Raw genomic sequence first — 16,235 nt, 5'->3', positions numbered from 1 at the left:
AAGTCCGACAGAAGGGCTAAGCATGGCGTCCTCCAAAGTTTCGAATGGCGAAAATGGAACGCCGAAATTGCGATCGCAGGCTTTCGCCGACTAGCCAGTAGCCGATCGAAACGTAAAGTGCGACCGCGACAGTCAAAGCGCCGACGCTCGAAGTGACTGTCGGCACAAACGATGGATCACTGCGAATGACAAGCCAAGGCAGGCCGAACGATCCGACGCCGAGAAGGCCGAATGGCAATATTATCGTGCGAAGTGAACCGATAATTGGAATGTCCAACAGGCGCGCGTGAACGACTGGGATGAGCGCTGCAACATAGGCGACCATCAAGATCAGCCAGCCGCCAGCGGCACCGGGCCCGCCGTACCGGCCGATTCCTACCCATAGGAGCACGGCGTAAGGGACAGCGCTGAATGCGCTTACCCTCAGAGGAATATCGGGTCGGCCCATGGCAACGGCAATATTGTAGGGATTGGATACGATGCCGTTGACCCAGAACGCGAGCGCTAGGATCGCCATAGCCGGATAGGCGCCCTGCGCCGCAGCCGGACCGATCCAGAGGCGAAGGATTGCATCACCAAAGAATATCAATGGGAACGTCGCCAACCCCATGACGTACAGGATCACCCGGTTTGCATCCGCATAGCGTCTAAGGATCGCAGCGCGGTCCGATGGGGCCTGCAATGCTGAAAACGATGGCAACATCGCCGAACTGATTGCCGCAGATGCAATGGTTGCTACTGCAGCCGTGTTGTACGCAAGGCTATAATAGCCAAATTGATCGAGTGGCAACAGCTTGCTTGCCATCAGCCGGTCAAGTTGGGAGATAATCAGCGCGAGCACCGAAATAGCTCCCATGTTAAGCGAAAATTTCCAGACCGAGCGGAGCGCGGGACCTGAAATGCCAAAGCCGAACGACGAAGTGTGATAAGCTCGCAGGGCGGCGAACCAATATGCGGCAATTTCGATGAGCGCGTTTGCCGCTAGGCACCATAAAAACGCATGAACATCGCGCCAGATGAAAATTACGATGATACCCGAGATGTTGCGGAGCGTCGCCGTGATGACCTTCACGAGATTGACGATATCGAGTCGATGCAATCCCGCCAAGATGCCACTGTAAAGCGCAATCGGCCATCGCAGCGCGAGATAGGCAATGATGAGATAGAGCGCGCTAGCCAGATCGTCGCTGGCCAAGGCTTCCGCGTTGAACCAGAGACGCGCAACGGTTGCAGCCGATAGACCCAGGGTCAGCGCGATTGCCGCGGCGAGCCCCCAATACACCGTCGATGCCGTTCGGATAAGCTCCGAACTCGCACGGCGTCCTGGCGAGGTGTCGGCAGCAATCTCGCGCGTCAGTGTGCTCGAAAGTCCCAAGTCGAAAGCAGAAAATACAATCTGCAAGGTCGCAATGAAGCCAATCAGGCCGTATGATTCGATGCCCAGCAGGTTGATCTGGACGGGAGTGATAACTGCTGTAAGCACAGTTACCCAAACTGCGGCAAACAGGTTGGTCGTGATGTTAGTTTTTACAGAGGCCAAATACAATTCCTGATTTTCGTCGGCGGAGTAAAATCAGTTTATCTTGAACAGAGCTTCAAAAAATGAAGGATGTGTCGAAGGCGTACGATCGTAAATTCGATGCCAACTATTTTTATACTTGTAATCTGAAGCGGATATCGTCATTTTATCGCGAGCATTAAAGAAACTTGTCCATTGCTTTAGATAAAAATTTCCTGAGGTCAATTCATCTACCATGTCAAAGTAATGCGCCACCTGTGCAAAGTTCATTTCGTGAAATGAGGATATATTTACGAAATAATTGACCGATTTCTTTGGCAGTAGAGCGGCCTGGTGCGGCAGCAGGAATACAACATCAGCCTCGGCAAAGTCGGCGGCAATCTCCGAAAAATCGGAAAATTCCCGAAACTGCATCACCTTTGCGTCCGGGAGAACCTCCGAAATATAGGCCTGAGAAACGTAAAGGGCCGGCGGAATGTCGGCTATTATATATTTGCAGTGCTTGAAGAAGGAACGAAAGACGAAGCAGTTGCGGCCGTAACCAGCTCCGATTTCGCAAACCGTAAAAGCGTCATTCGGAGCCGGCATATGCGCCTCAAGGATCGCATACATTTCAATTACGGAGTTTGCCAAATCCTGCGAAATAAGGCGGCCTTCGAAGAATATCCGAAACGGATTTCCAAAAGCCGGTTCCTGAAGCGACTTCATCACGTTGAGCCGATCGACACGCTCGGCGACGATCCATACCATCCTTGTGAATATCTGGTTCTCGTAGAACCGCCGGAGCCCAAGGTCGCTTTCCCGGCTGAACATCGGCAAACCCCACATCACGCGCCGCCAGTCGCTAGCCGTCATCGCTGCGGCAAGGTGCTGAAACAGCGGGCTCCGAACACCGACAACCCAGGTAAAATAGTTCTGCGCCAACGTGCGCTTGAAATTACCGAGCCCGCGCGCTTCGAGTTGAGCGACGTTCTGCTCGTTAAGTTGCTCCCAGAACTTCGAAGGCTGGTAGACCTCGGGCCCGGCGGCAAGTGCCGCAAACATGATCCCGAGATCCTGCCGCATCGTGTCGGGATTGCTGCGTTGTGGGGTCATGATTTGCGGCTCTTGTCAGTATTATGATTAAAGATCTGGTGGTCGCCCGCTGATATCGCGATGACCGTGGCGAGATCGGAGCGCAAACGCTTGTTCGACCCCCAGAATGCCAGCGGCTCGTAGTCAGGATAGGGGTATTTGCCAAGATCAGGAGTGATCGGCCAGCCGTTTTCAGCGATCCAACGCTCAACAAGGGTACGGATAGCGACAGGCTCCCCGGAGCAAATGTTGACGACGCCGGCATCCGCACCCGCCCGGGCGAGTGCAACAAGCTGATGTGCAACTGTTTTTACCGGCAGGTAATCGCGCAATTGCTCGCCGCCTGACATCGGGAAAGTCGGGTCGCCACGCGCTGCTGCGGCTGCGAGCAGCGGGTAGAGCGACGAAGGCGCCTGTCCTTCACCCCACATGTAGAACAAACGTGCCCAGCTAAGTGAAAACGGCAACTGGACTTTCAGGAACTGCAGCTGGCGCAGGAGCATCAGCTTGGCAAAGCCGTAAGGATTGGACGGCTGACCCTCGAAATCCTCCTTCAGGCAGCCACTGGCCATGCCATATTCATAGCAGGTACCGGCAACCACAAGAGACGGCAGGCCGGCTGTAACCAGTGCCTTCAGAAAACGGTATTGCGCCGGAAGCTCTACCTCGAAATGACGCCGATCACGATAATTGGGCAGCCCTTCCCACGCTAGATGTATGACGACGTCTGGCGATCCCAGGCGTTCGAAGGCTGTATCGGCATCACCAAGGTCCATCGCCACATGGTCAACGCCCGCCGGCACCGGCACGCGACGCCGAGAAGACGCCGTGACGACGGTGTCCGGCATGCTTGCCAGCGCAGAAATAACATGGCGGCCGACAAAGCCGCTCGCGCCGGTTACGGCAATCTTCACCGGACGACGATTTCCGGTACCGCAGTTACGAATTTGGCGCCCCATTCACACGCATAATCGAGCTGCGCGATGACTTCGTCGGCGATATTCCACGGCAAGATCACGATGTAATCTGGCTTTGCAGCCTTTAGATGCGCCTCCGCAACGATTGGAATCCTGCTTCCAGGCATGAACTTCCCTTGTTTGGAGGCGCTGCGATCAACGACAAAGGGCAAAAGATCTGGTCGTATCCCAGCATAGTTGAGCAGGGTATTGCCCTTAGCTGCCGCCCCATAGGCTCCGACGGACTTGCCGGCCGCTTTGGTGTCGATGAGAAATCGCACGAGCGCATCCTTGATGGCATCGGCGCGCGCTTGAAAGCCCATGTAATAGGCTTTGGACGCCATCCCGGCATCGGTTTCTTCGCCGAGAATGCGAGCGACAGCGGCTGCCTCGGGCCGCCTCCCGGTATCGGCACGCTGTGCAAATACCCTCAAGCTGCCGCCATGTGTGGAAATCGTTTCGACATCGAAGACCTGCAGGCCGTTGGCAGCGAAGATTTTCGTCACGGCAAGGAGCGAGAGATAGGAAAAATGCTCGTGGTAGATCGTATCGAACTGCGCATCTGCAATCAGCCGCGCAAGATGCGGAAACTCGAAAGTGGCGACGCCATCGGGCTTGAGTATCGCTGCAAATCCGCCGACGAAGTCATTTATGTCGGGCACATGCGCGAGCACGTTGTTGGCGGCGGTCAGATCTGCGGCATGGCCCTCAGCTACGAGCCGGGTGGCAAGCGATACGCCGAAAAATTCTTCAACAATCTCAATACCCTTTGCGCGCGCAGCATCGGCAGTACTGCGGGTCGGTTCCACGCCAAGGCACGGAATACCGCGGGCCGCAATATATTGCAGCAGATAGCCATCATTAGCAGCCACCTCGACGACCTTCGATGCCGCACCCAGCCCGAGGCGGCCCGTCATTGCGTCGACGTACTCCGATGCATGCGCCAGCCAGCTTGTCGATGTACTGCTGAAATAGGCGTATTCAGAGTCGAATAGCTCGGCGGCGTCGGCATGGTCCTGCGTTTGCACAAGCCAGCACTGGGTGCAGACATAGACCCCCAACGGAAACCATTTTTCGGCCGTCAAAAGGCGCTCACGGGTCAGATAGGCGTTGGACGGCGGCGACGACCCGAGGTCGATCAACCGCAACGTGACATCCGAATGGCAGTGGCGGCACTTCATGTAGAAACTCCGGTAAACTCGGCGTCAACGAGCTGGTGTCCCGCATCGCGCGGCGACATGATGGTGGCTGGCAACGGCCAAGAGATTGCTAGCCGCGGATCCAGCGGATTGAGCCCGCCCTCCGCAGACGGCGCATACATTCGCGAGTGCAGGTAGAGCAGTTCAGTGCCATCAACCAGCGCCTGAAAGCCATGGGCGCAACCTTGCGGGATCATCAGAGCGCGATTGTTTTCGGCAGACAGCTCGACACCATGCCAGTGCAGAAACGTTGGCGAGCCAGCGCGCAGGTCGACAGCGACATCGAAAACCGCGCCCCTGAGACACGACACTAACTTGTCCTCTGCCGCCGGCGGGTGCTGGAAATGCAAGCCGCGCAGCGTGCCGGAGGTTTCCGTAAGCGTGTGGTTAATCTGCGCGACTGGCAATGTGAATCCAACCTGGGCAAGTTCTTCGGCGCAAAACAGCCGGCTGAGAAAGCCGCGCGAATCACCCAGCCGCTGCCGTTCGACCACGAAGACGCCCTCGATCGGCGTGGCGATGCATTGGAATCGCGACACGTCGATCAGGCGCCCCGATAGTCGCGGATCTGGTCAAGGCACACCGTCGCCATGTCGGCACCTGCCTGCCACTTTCGGTGCCAAGCAACCGTTGCAGCCAGCGCCTCGTCAAGTTTCCAGCGCGGGGTCCAGCCGAGCAGATGCCGCGCACGACTGCTATCGAGCTTAAGGTAGCCCGCCTCATGCACCTTCTCGCCCTCAAGGCAGTGCCACTCGGCGCCTGGCAGTTGCGCGCATAGCCGGGTCAGCAACCAATCTACGGGCCGGGCATCCTCATCGGCAGGGCCGAAATTCCAAGCATTGTCGATGCCCTCGCCATCGGTGGCGAGCCGTTCGGCTAGCGCCAGATAGCCGGCCAGCGGTTCAAGGACATGCTGCCATGGCCGCGTCGCGCCCGGATAACGGACGCTCAGCGACTTGCCCGCCATCACACTGCGGAAAAAATCAGGCAGCAACCGATCCTCGGCCCAGTCACCGCCGCCTATAACATTGCCGGCCCGTGCCGTTGCGACTCGCACACCGGCGCCAGCGAGGAACGAAGCACGCATGGCACCGGTAACGATTTCAGACGCGGCCTTGCTTGCCGAATAAGGATCGTGGCCGCCTAGGGCTTCGCCTTCGCGATAAGGCCACAGCCATTCGTTGTTGGCATAGCATTTGTCGGTTGTAACGTTAACAATGGCTCGCACCGAAGGCGCGGCACGAACGGCCTGGAGAAGATTGACCGTCCCCATGACGTTAGTGGCAAAGGTTGCTTCGGGTTCGGAATACGAGCGTCGCACCAGCGGCTGCGCCGCCAAGTGAAACACAATATCGGGCTTTGCAGCGACCAACGCCGCCGCCAGGATGTCCGCGTCGCGGATATCGCCGATGATGTGGCTGGCGAGGCGCTTTTCCACCTCGGCAACGGCAAACAGCGACGGTTCGGTTGGGGGCACCAAGGCAAAACCATGGACATGAGCACCCATACTGTGGAGCCAAAGTGCCAGCCAGCCACCCTTGAAGCCAGTGTGCCCGGTCACGAAAACCGATTTTCCGGCCCAGAATCGATCAGTCACGCCCAGCACTTCCAAGGTGCCAGGCCCGATGCCCAAAGAGCTTCGAGGTGATTTTTGTCGCGCAAGGTGTCCATCGGCTGCCAGAAGCCGTCGTGGCTATACGCTTGGAGCTCGCCATCGGCAGCGATTTGTGACAGGGGCTCGGCCTCCCAAGTCGAGGCATCGTTCCCAATATAATCCAAGCATTTAGGCGACAGCACGAAGAAGCCGCCATTGATCCAACCGCCATCGCCTCGCGGTTTTTCAACAAAGCCGCGAACAGCAGTGCCGTCCATGTCAAGCGCGCCATAACGCCCCGGTGGCTGCACTGCAGTTACGGTTGCCAACTTACCATGGTTGCGATGGAAGTTAACGAGTGCCGTGATGTCTATATCGGCGACGCCATCGCCATAAGTGAAGCAGAAATCCGCCTCGTCCTTCAAGTAATCGGCAACGCGCCTCAAACGCCCGCCGGTCATAGTTTCATCACCGGTATCGACCAGGGTCACACGCCATGGATCGGCACTGTTATTATGAATCTGCGTAGTATTATTACACATATCGAAGGTCACATTCGACATGTGCAAAAAATAATTGGCGAAATACTCTTTAATAATATAGCCTTTATACCCACAGCAGATGACGAAGTCATTTATGCCATGCTGCGAGTAAATCTTCATGATATGCCACAGTATAGGCCTGACCCCGATTTCGACCATCGGCTTCGGCTTCAAGTGCGTTTCTTCAGAAATCCGGGTCCCAAGGCCGCCCGCTAGAATAACTGCTTTCAAACTGCACTTCCTTTAACCGTGACCAAGGTAGCCTCCCTCGGAGCTGGAAACCCAACGACGAACCGCGAAATCCCACTCAACTGCAGCTGCCGAAGCGGAAATGGTAGCCCTTGCGAGCCCGTGCGGTCGTTAGCCAAGGAGGCATCAGGTGTCAACGGAACGAGGATGTGCCGCGCCAGTCACCAGTGCCACCGTTTGCCAGCCAGTTCGCGCTGCCTTGACGCGCTGGCTGGCATCATCAGTCCGCATCGGTTCTTACAAGCCACCTGCCTGGACGCACCGAACAGACTGACCGCGCTAGCGACAGTGATCGAGTCGCACAAAGGTCGTGCCGCGGTTCTCAACGATTTCGAGCTGGTTTGGGCGGGCGGAACTCGTTTGCCTATTGATCGTCCCAAATGTCGGCTAGGCAGTCGATGCTCCGATGCCGCGCCATGCAGCCGACCTCAGGCGCGACAACCACCCGTTCTTCATCCACCCTGCCACCGTTTCAATGCTCCGTCAGGCTCTTGATTCGTCGCATGCCGCGATCTTCCCATCGAACTTCAAAGCTCTGGGCCTGTCGCGGGCCAAGTCGTCGATCGTCGGCTTTCGATCGTCTGATCGAATTGTTGTCTTCCGCGAGGTCGACAGCGACAGGTTGCGCTTGCATAGGATCGGTTGTCGCCCAAACCCTGTCCAGCATAAATTGACCTTCGCCGGGGGACACGATACCCGGTCTTCCTCTATCTCGCGGCGGAATTCGCTCGGTGAGGCACGGCGGCATCCCCGGAGAACAGCATGAAGACGGCACTGATTTGTGGCATCGGCGGGCAGGATGGTGGCTATCTTGCGGCGCTGCTGCTCGAAAAGGGCTATCGGGTTTTTGGCACTTCACGCGATGCCCAGTCCAATGGCTTCTCTAACCTGCGCCGTCTCGGCATCCAGGACCGCGTGACGGTTATAACCATGGCGCCCGATGATTTTCGCAGCGTACTCGGTGCCGTGGTGCAGAGCGAAGCAACCGAAATCTACGCCCTGGCCGGGCAAAGCTCGGTGGGGCTATCGTTCGAGCTTCCCGTCGAAACGCTTCAAAGCATCGTCTTCGGCACCCTCAACCTGCTCGAGGCGATCCGCTTCACGGGACGTGCGATCAAATTGTACCACGCCGGATCGAGCGAATGCTTCGGTGATTTGAATGGGTGCCGCGCCACAGAGGCGACGCCGTTTTGGCCGCGCAGCCCCTACGGGGTCGCCAAAACGTCGGCACATCTGCTTGTGGCCAATTATCGCGAAGCCTACGGCATCTTTGCCTGCACTGGCATCTTGTTCAACCATGAGTCACCGCACCGCCCGCGCCGCTTTGTGACCAGCAAGATCGCCGCGGCGGCGCGCCGGATCGCTACGGGTGACAGCGCGCCGTTGATCCTCGGACGGCTCGATATCGTTCGGGACTGGGGTTGGGCGCCAGAGTTTGTCGAGGCCATGTGGCAAATGTTGCAGCAGGATGTCCCCGACGATTATATCGTTGCCACCGGCCAATCGCATTCGCTGGAAGCGTTCGTTGCTGCCGCCTTCGATTCCGTTGGCCTCGACTGGCGCGATCATGTCCGCACCGATCCCGGCCTTATCCGACCGACCGACCTGGCCCGCAGTGCCGCCGACCCTAGTCATGCCGCCGAGCGCCTCGGGTGGCGTGCCCAGACAATGATGCCGGAAGTTGCGCGCCGCATGACTGCAGCGGCGGAGGTTGAATGACCGATCATGTGCGGTAAGGGCAACGGCAGACCACCCGCTACACGCGACATCGCCTTGCAAGGAATTGAAATAGAACAGAAAAAGGTTTAGCTGCCGAGGCTGCAGCACGTCGACCATCGGCGTAGCCATCAGTCATTTTCTGTGTCGCATAGCCTCTATCCTGGGCCCTGAGACAGCACACGTTCGAGCTATCTGTGCCACATGGAGCGCTGAATTCGTCTTGAACCGCACCAAGTCAGCAACCGAGCGGCCGGCACATCAGCGCTATTGAAACCCGTCGATACCATTTGCCCGGCGGCGGGCAAGCGCATAATCGTTCGTCCTCGATCGACGACGGCGTTGCCCATCGATCCACCGCCTAAGTCGAAAGCCGCTGCATGATCCTGTTCTCGCACGATATTTTTTCTGCTCAGGTGGCGGGCGGCGTGTCGCGCTGCATGATCGAGCTGATGCGCGCGCTAGGCGGCACTACCGACTGGCGGCTATGGGCCGGGCGCTACACCAACGAACTTCTCGACAATGCGCGCCACGATCCGGCAATTGCGGCGCATCTGCTCGCCGCGCACACCGTCACTGGCGGCGGGCGTCTTTCAGGATCGATACGCAACGAACCCGGGTTCGTGAAAGCTGTGCGCGCGCAGCACGCGACGGTTGTTCACCGTACCTATTATCCTGTGCTAGATCTCGTGCCAAACCGGCATGTCTCGCGTGTCGAGACACTTATGGACATGTGGGACGAACGCGGTGGTGCCGGCGCGACACGGCTGACGGCACTGAAGACGCGGATCAAGCATCGGGCATTGAGCCGCGCCGATGCAATCGTTTGCATATCCGCCAGCAGCCGCGCCGAAATGCTCGACAAATGGCCAGCGCTGGAGGCGCGATCGCTGGTCATTCCGCTTGGCGTCCGCCGTCTGTCCGATCGGCCGTTGCCGGCTTTGCGCAAGCGACCCTATTTCCTCTTCGTCGGGCGCCGCGGCACCTACAAGAACTTCGCCGTTGCCGTGGCCGGGCTTCGCGCCGCGGCGCTCGACAGCCATGAACTTCTGTGTTTCGGCGGCGGTGCCTTTGATGACGCAGAGCTCGCGACCATTGCCGCTGCTGGCCTCGCCGGCCGAGTGCATCAGATTGGCGGCGGCGACGACCGGTTGGCGGGACTATACGAGGGCGCAACGGCGCTGCTTTATCCATCGGCCTATGAGGGCTTTGGCTTGCCATTGCTCGAAGCAATGATCCATGACTGCCCGGTCATCGCCGCGCCGCTCACGTCGCTACCCGAAGTCGGTGGCAGTGCTGCGGTTTACGCCAACCCCGCTATGCCCGACGAATGGGGCATGGAAATGGCGCGCATCGGCTCAAGTTCCGCCGTAGCCGACGAGCGACGCAGGGCAGGTCGGCAGCGCGCTGCTGAATTCAGCTGGTCTAAAACCGCTGCATCGCATGCCGCGTTATATTCTTCCCTGCGATAATCTGCCGCTGATCGCGCCGCCGGATTTTCTCGACGGCCTTTTGAAGGACTTGCTGCGATTTGTGCAGCGAACCGCAGGCGTGGGCGGACCCCGAAGACAACCGTCCGATGTCGACGGGACACTCCGCGGCTTCGCTACGGCACGCGATCTTTCGCAAGCGCAGGGCCACCGAGCCTCGGTTAACGCTAGTTACTGTTAATCTCGAGCTGCCGGCCATTGCACAAGTTCGGGCGCGGGCCATTGATACGCTGACATGCCGAACTGCAGGACCTTGGCAGCATATTTGGACCACACCAGCGGCGCCGAGGTGGCGATGCCGTGACGACGTAGCGACGTTACCGCCTCGGTATTGATCGTGCGCCGGCTGGCAAATCCGCTGTTCGACAACCCGCCTTCACGCAGCGTCACCAGCGTTTCACGAATGGGCACCGATTTGAGGCCATGCACACCAAAGAACCGCACCATCCATTCAAAATCGGCGCCGATACGGATGGCGGGATCGAAGCCGCCGACGCGATCGAAAGCGGCGCGGCTGGTATAAAAACCCGGGTGCGGGGGCATATGGCCAAATCGCAACATCCATGGTGCGAACGGTTGCGATGGATAGGCCCGCACGAGCTTATCGCAATTATCGGCCGGTACGATTGCTACCCCGCCTGACACCGCGGCATGTTCGCCGGCTGCTGTCGCGAGCAGCGCGACGCTGTCGGTGCGACAGAAAAAGTCATCGGCATTGAGAAACCCGATCAGATCACCTGTAGCCTGCGCAATACCCTTGTTCATGGCGTCGTAGAGGCCGCGATCGGGAGCGCTGATGAAACGAGTTCGGGGCGACGCTACGCTGGCGACAATAGCCGCGGTGGCGTCGGTTGATGCCCCGTCAATGATCAGGTGTTCCAGATCGTCATGGGACTGGGCGGCGACCGAGCGCACAGTGTCGCCAATCGTCGCTGCCGCATTCCAGGCGACGGTGATGACGGTGACCTTCACCGATCGATCGACTCTGCCGCGGCGACCTCAGGCGCGACCGCGCTCACGCGGCGTCCGCGGTGTGAAAATGACGCAGCGCATCCACCAACCCGTCACGCAAACTGATGCGCGACGACCAACCGAGCCGCGATAGCTTGCCAGAATCCATCAGCTTGCGCGGCGTGCCGTCAGGCCGGCTGCTGTCGAATTGCAAGGTCGCATTGCAGCCGACAACGTTGCAAACCGTCTGCGCCAGCTCAGCAATTGTAACATCAACGCCCGAGCCGATGTTGATATGCTCGGCGTCTGAATAGTGACGCAGCACGAACACCAGCGCGTCGGCGAGGTCATCGACGTGCATGAACTCACGCCGCGGCGTCCCGCTACCCCAGACGATCATCGTCTCGGCACCGGCATCGCGGGCCTCGACTGCCTTGCGCAGCAGCGCCGGGATGACATGGCTCGATTCAAGGTCGTAATTGTCGCCAGGCCCATAAAGGTTTGTCGGCATCGCGCTGATGAAGTCGAGTCCGTGCTGGACGCGATAGGCCTCGGCAAGCTTCAGGCCGGCGATCTTCGCAACCGCATACCATTGATTGGTCGGTTCAAGCGGACCAGTCAGCAGCGCCGATTCGTGAATCGGCTGGTCGGCGAACTTGGGATAAACGCACGAACTTCCCAGAAACAGGAATTTTTGTACCCCGGCGTCGGCCGCTGCTCGCATGACATTGGTTTGCATCGTGAGGTTATCATAAAGGAAATCGACCGGATATCGGGCATTGGCCGCAATCCCGCCGACTTTTGCGGCAGCCAGGACGACGACCTCGGGCCGATTCGCCTTTACCCAGCTGCGCACTTCCTGCTGCTCGGTCAGGTCAAGCGTTGCCCGCGGCGCCGTTAACAGGTCAACGGGCTCACGGACGAGGCGGCGAACGATGGCGCTGCCGACCATGCCGCGGTGCCCGACGACCCATATCCGGCGGCCATCCAGATCAAACATTGGCTTTCTGCCGCGCGGCAGCCTGTCGATCAGACGCTACCATCTCGGCGACAAGCTGTTCCATTGAAGTTGAGTGCTCCCAACCAAGGAGGGTACGCGCCTTGGTCGGATCGCCGAGCAAAAGATCGACCTCAGTCGGACGGAAATAAACCGGGTCGATGGCAACAAGTACATCGCCGGACCGAGCGCAACGTCCCTGTTCGTCGACTCCGACGCCTGACCAGTTGATCTCCCTGCCGATTTCCTTGAACGCCAGCTCAACGAATCGCCGTACCGTGGTTGTCACTCCGGTCGCGAGCACCCAATCTTCCGGGGTCTCATGTTGAACGATCCGCCACATTCCTTCGACATAATCGCGCGCGTGGCCCCAGTCACGCTTGGCATCAAGGTTGCCAAGGTAGAGCGTCTTTTGCAGCCCCAACTCGATCGCTGCAACGGCACGCGTTATCTTGCGTGTAACAAAAGTTTCGCCGCGTAGTGGGCTTTCGTGATTGAACAATATCCCATTTGTGGCGTGCATCCCGTACGCTTCACGATAGTTTACCGTGATCCAGTAGGCGTAGAGTTTCGCCGCGGCATAAGGCGACCGGGGGTAAAACGGTGTTGTTTCCGATTGGGGCACTGCCTGAACAAGGCCGTACAATTCAGAAGTGGACGCCTGATAAAATTTGGTTGCCTTCTCTCGTCCTAGAATTCGAATTGCCTCAAGAAGGCGAAGTGTACCGATACCGTCTGCGTTTGCGGTATATTCAGGCGTTTCAAAGCTGACCTGCACGTGACTTTGTGCAGCAAGATTATAGATTTCGTCTGGCTTCGTCTCTTGGACTAGACGTATCAAATTTGTTGAATCTGTCAGATCGCCGTGATGTAAAAAGAACCTCGTTGGGCCTTCATGGGGATCAGTATAGAGATGGTCTATGCGACTTGTATTAAACAACGACGCGCGCCGCTTGACCCCGTGAACGATGTAACCTTTGTTAAGCAGCAGCTGGGACAGGTAGGCACCATCCTGGCCGGTAACTCCGGTAATGAGAGCAGTTCTAGGCAAGGCTACGCTTTCTGAAAATTTGGCTTGCGGGCGCATATCAACCACTGGGGTGATTGTCGATGACCGAATAAGCCGGTCCGCTTCCCCTCCCAGAACCCTTCGGCTGGACGTGCTCCAGTCCGTGCAGGTCGTGGCGGTCTATATGCCGCCGACCGGCTTCTCTGCGAAATCGGCAAGCTTGTTTCGATAGCTCTATATGGCCGGCCTTCGCGGGAATCAGATGAAGCGAGCCACTCCTGCAAGTGACGTGATGTGATCGACGGCCCGTGCACCGGCGAGATGGTTCGATGATGTGGTTGCTGAGCCAGGTATGGGCGGCCCTGCGGTGCAAGAGGTTTTGAGCTGCGATGAGCGCCGGTCGGGTGCATTCATGTGTTCGGCCCGTTTGCGCAGCACGCATGGCTGCTTGCCCTGATGAAGTCCGCGGATCGGATCCCTAATCACGTCATCGCGCTCGAAGCGCTCTGCTCCCCTGGGTTTGTTCGATCCCCGGTCTGACCGGTTTGTCATCACCACTCAGCTGCCCTTACACCATCCTGCCGCTCGTCTCAGCGCGCGGATGGGACGGCGGTCACGCGGCGACTGCCGCATAGACATCCTTGCGCGCCAGCACCGCCCAGGCGATGCGCGCTGTCTTGTTGGCGAGCCCAACGCTCGCGATCGTCACTGGCTTGCGTTACGGCGGCTCGTCTCGTCGTCGCGATGTCAGGCGAGTATCTGCGCCTCGAGCCGTTCGATCTCGCTGGCCAGCGAGCGAAGGTGTGCTCCAATCGTGTGAAGTGCCGACCTCACGTGAGCAGGCACTTTTGCTGCTCCGCTTGCAACAGCTTCGTTGGGGCAGTTAACTTGCCACGGTCTTTACCGACGAAAATGCCGTACTCCGCGAGATGCGCCCAAAGTGCATTGACCAGCGCGGTCCGCTGCCGGACCAGCAGATAGCGGGTCCTGTGAAGCATCAATACCGCTTGCTGGTCGACACTCTCACCGCGACGAACCGCATCGTCGGCCTGGTCACTGCCTCGCAGAACGGTTCCGTATCGGCGGCGTCGGTCTTCCCGCGCTTCACCAAGGCTTTACGTAGGCAGGCCGCATGAGCCGGACATCATGCCCGAGCGCCAAAAGCTCCCGGCCCCAATGATGCGCGGAGGCGCACGCCGCACTACTCACCAGGCAAGGCGGCAACGAATGGAGAAACTTTAGCACCTCGGTTCAGCGGAGCTGCCGGCGAACCAGCACCTTGCCATCCTCGCCGATTGCGTATCCGGGAAAGACGATCTTCGCCAAATCAACACCAACGGTCACGATATCCTGCTGCATGGATCGACTCTTGGACGGGGCTCAACGCTCACATCATCGCACAATCTCGCTGGTGCAGGGGCCGTCCACCACATCACGTAAATTGGTGATTTAAAGTGGTATTCGGAACAAACTGAAACACGAAAAAAAGGCCCGGAAGTTGCCTTCCGGGCCAGTCGGTTTCCTTGGGGAGGAACCTGTTGAGATGCGGCCGTTATCGGCAGACCGGCATCAATTGTTGTAGGCGCGTTCGCCGTGTTCGCCGAGGTCGAGGCCTTCGCGCTCGACTTCGGGGGACACGCGCAGCCCGGTGATCAGCTTGGCAAAGTAGATGGCGACGACGGTGCCCAATGCGGCCCAGCCGATCGTGAAGCCGACGGCGGCGAACTGGGTGCCCAGCTGCGCGCCCATGTCGAAGTCGGCGCCGCCCGGCCCGCCGAGGCTGGGGGCATAGACGATGCCGGTGCCGATGGCGCCGACGATGCCGCCCACGCCATGGATGCCGAAGGCGTCGAGCGAGTCGTCATAGCCGAGCTTGGGCTTCACCACCGCGACGAAAACGTAGCAGACAACGGCCGCGACGATGCCGAGGCAGATGGCGCCGAAGGGGCCCGAGTTGCCGGCTGCCGGGGTTACCGCGACCAGGCCGGCGATGATGCCCGATGCAAGGCCGAGCGACGACGGCTTGTGGCCGAAAGCGCGTTCGGTGATCATCCAGGCAAGCGCCGCAGCGGCAGTGGCGACGAAGGTGTTGATCATCGCGAGACCTGCCGAACCATTGGCTTCCAGCGCGGAACCGGCGTTGAAGCCGAACCAGCCAACCCACAGCAGGCCGGTGCCGACCAGGGTCAGCGTCAGCGAATGCGGCGCCATCGAATCCTTCTGGTAGCCGATGCGCTTGCCCAGGATCAGCGCGGCGACCAGCGCGGAGACACCGGCATTGATGTGGACAACGGTACCACCAGCGAAATCGAGCGCGCCCATTTCGAAGAACAGGCCGCCGGCCGCCCAGACCATGTGCGCGATCGGGAAATAGACGAGCGTCAGCCAGACCAGGGTGAACACCATCACCGCAGAAAATTTGATGCGCTCCACCACCGATCCCAGCACCAGTGACACGGTTATCGCGGCAAAGGTCATCTGAAAGGCGACGAAGACATATTCGGGAATGACGACGCCATCGGTAAAGGTAGCGGCGGTCGAATCCGGGGTGATACCGGCGAGGAACAGCTTGTCGAAGCTCGACACATAGGGCTTGAGGCCGTCCGACGCGTCGGGCCCGAACGCCATCGAATAGCCGTAGACGACCCAGATCAGCATCGCGAAGCAGGTTGCGGCGCCGATCTGCGTCATCGTCGACAGCATGTTCTTGCTGCGGGTCAGGCCGCCATAGAACAGCTGCAGGCCGGGCAGGATCATCAGCAGCACCAGGACGGTCGCCACCATCATGAAGGCGGTATCGCCCTTGTTCGGCACCGGGGCCGGCGCCGGCGCGGCAGCGGCTGCCTCTTGCGCCAGCGCCGGAGCCGCCGCCACAAGCGCCGCCCCCGCAAGCGCCAGGCCCAGCGACTTCAAGTCAAATTTCATCTGTCCCCCTCCGG

13 protein-coding genes and 1 pseudogene are annotated in these 16,235 nt (G+C 59.1%); 2 read left to right on the top strand and 12 right to left on the bottom strand.

Annotated features, from left to right (window positions below; all coding sequences use genetic code 11):
* Positions 1 to 16: 16 nt before the first annotated feature.
* From GGQ62_RS14830 to rfbF, 7 genes are read right to left on the bottom strand one after another with little or no spacing between them, the layout of a single operon-like run.
* Positions 17 to 1,540 (bottom strand): oligosaccharide flippase family protein, encoded by a 1,524-nt coding sequence (locus GGQ62_RS14830; RefSeq protein WP_167649693.1) that lies wholly within the window; start codon positions 1,538 to 1,540, stop codon positions 17 to 19.
* Between the two features lie 33 nt (positions 1,541 to 1,573).
* The gene (locus tag GGQ62_RS14825) at positions 1,574 to 2,614 is read right to left on the bottom strand and encodes a putative sugar O-methyltransferase (RefSeq protein ID WP_152577973.1); all 1,041 of its coding nucleotides are present in this window, start codon (positions 2,612 to 2,614) and stop codon (positions 1,574 to 1,576) included.
* Entirely contained in the window at positions 2,611 to 3,507 is an 897-nt protein-coding gene (locus GGQ62_RS14820; protein ID WP_207790508.1) for an NAD-dependent epimerase/dehydratase family protein, read from the bottom strand. Before GGQ62_RS14820 ends, GGQ62_RS14825 begins: the two co-directional genes overlap by 4 nt.
* A complete protein-coding gene (locus GGQ62_RS14815; protein WP_152577975.1) occupies positions 3,504 to 4,730 on the bottom strand; it encodes a class I SAM-dependent methyltransferase in 1,227 nt (408 codons plus the stop codon). The genes GGQ62_RS14820 and GGQ62_RS14815 overlap by 4 nt, the downstream gene beginning before the upstream one ends.
* Positions 4,727 to 5,287, bottom strand: coding sequence for a dTDP-4-dehydrorhamnose 3,5-epimerase family protein (locus tag GGQ62_RS14810; RefSeq protein WP_152577976.1), 561 nt, complete (start codon positions 5,285 to 5,287; stop codon positions 4,727 to 4,729). The genes GGQ62_RS14815 and GGQ62_RS14810 overlap by 4 nt, the downstream gene beginning before the upstream one ends.
* Before the next feature lie 5 nt (positions 5,288 to 5,292).
* Positions 5,293 to 6,345 carry a CDP-glucose 4,6-dehydratase gene (gene rfbG, locus GGQ62_RS14805; RefSeq protein WP_152577977.1) on the bottom strand — a complete coding sequence of 351 codons (1,053 nt, stop codon included), beginning with the start codon at positions 6,343 to 6,345 and terminating at the stop codon, positions 5,293 to 5,295.
* The gene (rfbF, locus tag GGQ62_RS14800) at positions 6,342 to 7,115 is read right to left on the bottom strand and encodes a glucose-1-phosphate cytidylyltransferase (protein ID WP_152577978.1); all 774 of its coding nucleotides are present in this window, start codon (positions 7,113 to 7,115) and stop codon (positions 6,342 to 6,344) included. Before rfbF ends, rfbG begins: the two co-directional genes overlap by 4 nt.
* 780 nt (positions 7,116 to 7,895) lie before the next feature.
* On the opposite strand from rfbF, the gene GGQ62_RS14795 reads away from it, so the two are divergent.
* Together GGQ62_RS14795 and GGQ62_RS14790 are read left to right on the top strand one after the other, a co-directional pair.
* Positions 7,896 to 8,852 carry a GDP-mannose 4,6-dehydratase gene (locus GGQ62_RS14795; protein WP_152577979.1) on the top strand — a complete coding sequence of 319 codons (957 nt, stop codon included), beginning with the start codon at positions 7,896 to 7,898 and terminating at the stop codon, positions 8,850 to 8,852.
* Between the two features lie 377 nt (positions 8,853 to 9,229).
* Positions 9,230 to 10,321, top strand: a complete 1,092-nt coding sequence (locus GGQ62_RS14790) for a glycosyltransferase family 4 protein (RefSeq protein WP_152577980.1) — start codon at positions 9,230 to 9,232, stop codon at positions 10,319 to 10,321.
* Positions 10,322 to 10,516: 195 nt separating this feature from the next.
* Here GGQ62_RS14790 and GGQ62_RS14785 read toward each other — a convergent pair whose 3' ends face one another.
* From GGQ62_RS14785 to GGQ62_RS14765, 5 genes and pseudogenes are all read right to left on the bottom strand, one after another.
* Positions 10,517 to 11,311: a glycosyltransferase family 2 protein gene (locus GGQ62_RS14785; protein ID WP_152577981.1), complete on the bottom strand. Its 795-nt coding sequence runs from the start codon at positions 11,309 to 11,311 to the stop codon at positions 10,517 to 10,519.
* A 43-nt stretch (positions 11,312 to 11,354) separates the two neighbouring features.
* On the bottom strand, positions 11,355 to 12,290 hold the full coding sequence (locus tag GGQ62_RS14780) for a GDP-L-fucose synthase family protein (protein WP_279379634.1): 936 nt from the start codon (positions 12,288 to 12,290) through the stop codon (positions 11,355 to 11,357).
* On the bottom strand, positions 12,283 to 13,374 hold the full coding sequence (gene gmd, locus GGQ62_RS14775) for a GDP-mannose 4,6-dehydratase (RefSeq protein ID WP_152578270.1): 1,092 nt from the start codon (positions 13,372 to 13,374) through the stop codon (positions 12,283 to 12,285). The genes GGQ62_RS14780 and gmd overlap by 8 nt, the downstream gene beginning before the upstream one ends.
* Before the next feature lie 833 nt (positions 13,375 to 14,207).
* Positions 14,208 to 14,655 (bottom strand): annotated as a pseudogene (locus tag GGQ62_RS16790) (IS110 family transposase); the annotation flags it as partial.
* 210 nt (positions 14,656 to 14,865) lie between these two features.
* Entirely contained in the window at positions 14,866 to 16,221 is a 1,356-nt protein-coding gene (locus GGQ62_RS14765; protein ID WP_152577982.1) for an ammonium transporter, read from the bottom strand.
* Positions 16,222 to 16,235 lie beyond the last annotated feature (14 nt).

The organism is Polymorphobacter fuscus, from assembly GCF_011927825.1.
Taxonomy (GTDB): domain Bacteria; phylum Pseudomonadota; class Alphaproteobacteria; order Sphingomonadales; family Sphingomonadaceae; genus Sandarakinorhabdus; species Sandarakinorhabdus fusca.
This window is presented reverse-complemented; position numbering and strand designations above follow the sequence as displayed.

Coding starts and splice junctions, on each gene's coding strand:
- GGQ62_RS14825 (WP_152577973.1), bottom strand. CDS start 2,614: ATGACCCCACAACGCAGCAATCCCGACACGATGCGGCAGGATCTCGGG.
- GGQ62_RS14815 (WP_152577975.1), bottom strand. CDS start 4,730: ATGAAGTGCCGCCACTGCCATTCGGATGTCACGTTGCGGTTGATCGAC.
- GGQ62_RS14795 (WP_152577979.1), top strand. CDS start 7,896: ATGAAGACGGCACTGATTTGTGGCATCGGCGGGCAGGATGGTGGCTAT.
- GGQ62_RS14790 (WP_152577980.1), top strand. CDS start 9,230: ATGATCCTGTTCTCGCACGATATTTTTTCTGCTCAGGTGGCGGGCGGC.
- GGQ62_RS14780 (WP_279379634.1), bottom strand. CDS start 12,290: ATGTTTGATCTGGATGGCCGCCGGATATGGGTCGTCGGGCACCGCGGC.
- gmd (WP_152578270.1), bottom strand. CDS start 13,374: ATGCGCCCGCAAGCCAAATTTTCAGAAAGCGTAGCCTTGCCTAGAACT.
- GGQ62_RS14765 (WP_152577982.1), bottom strand. CDS start 16,221: ATGAAATTTGACTTGAAGTCGCTGGGCCTGGCGCTTGCGGGGGCGGCG.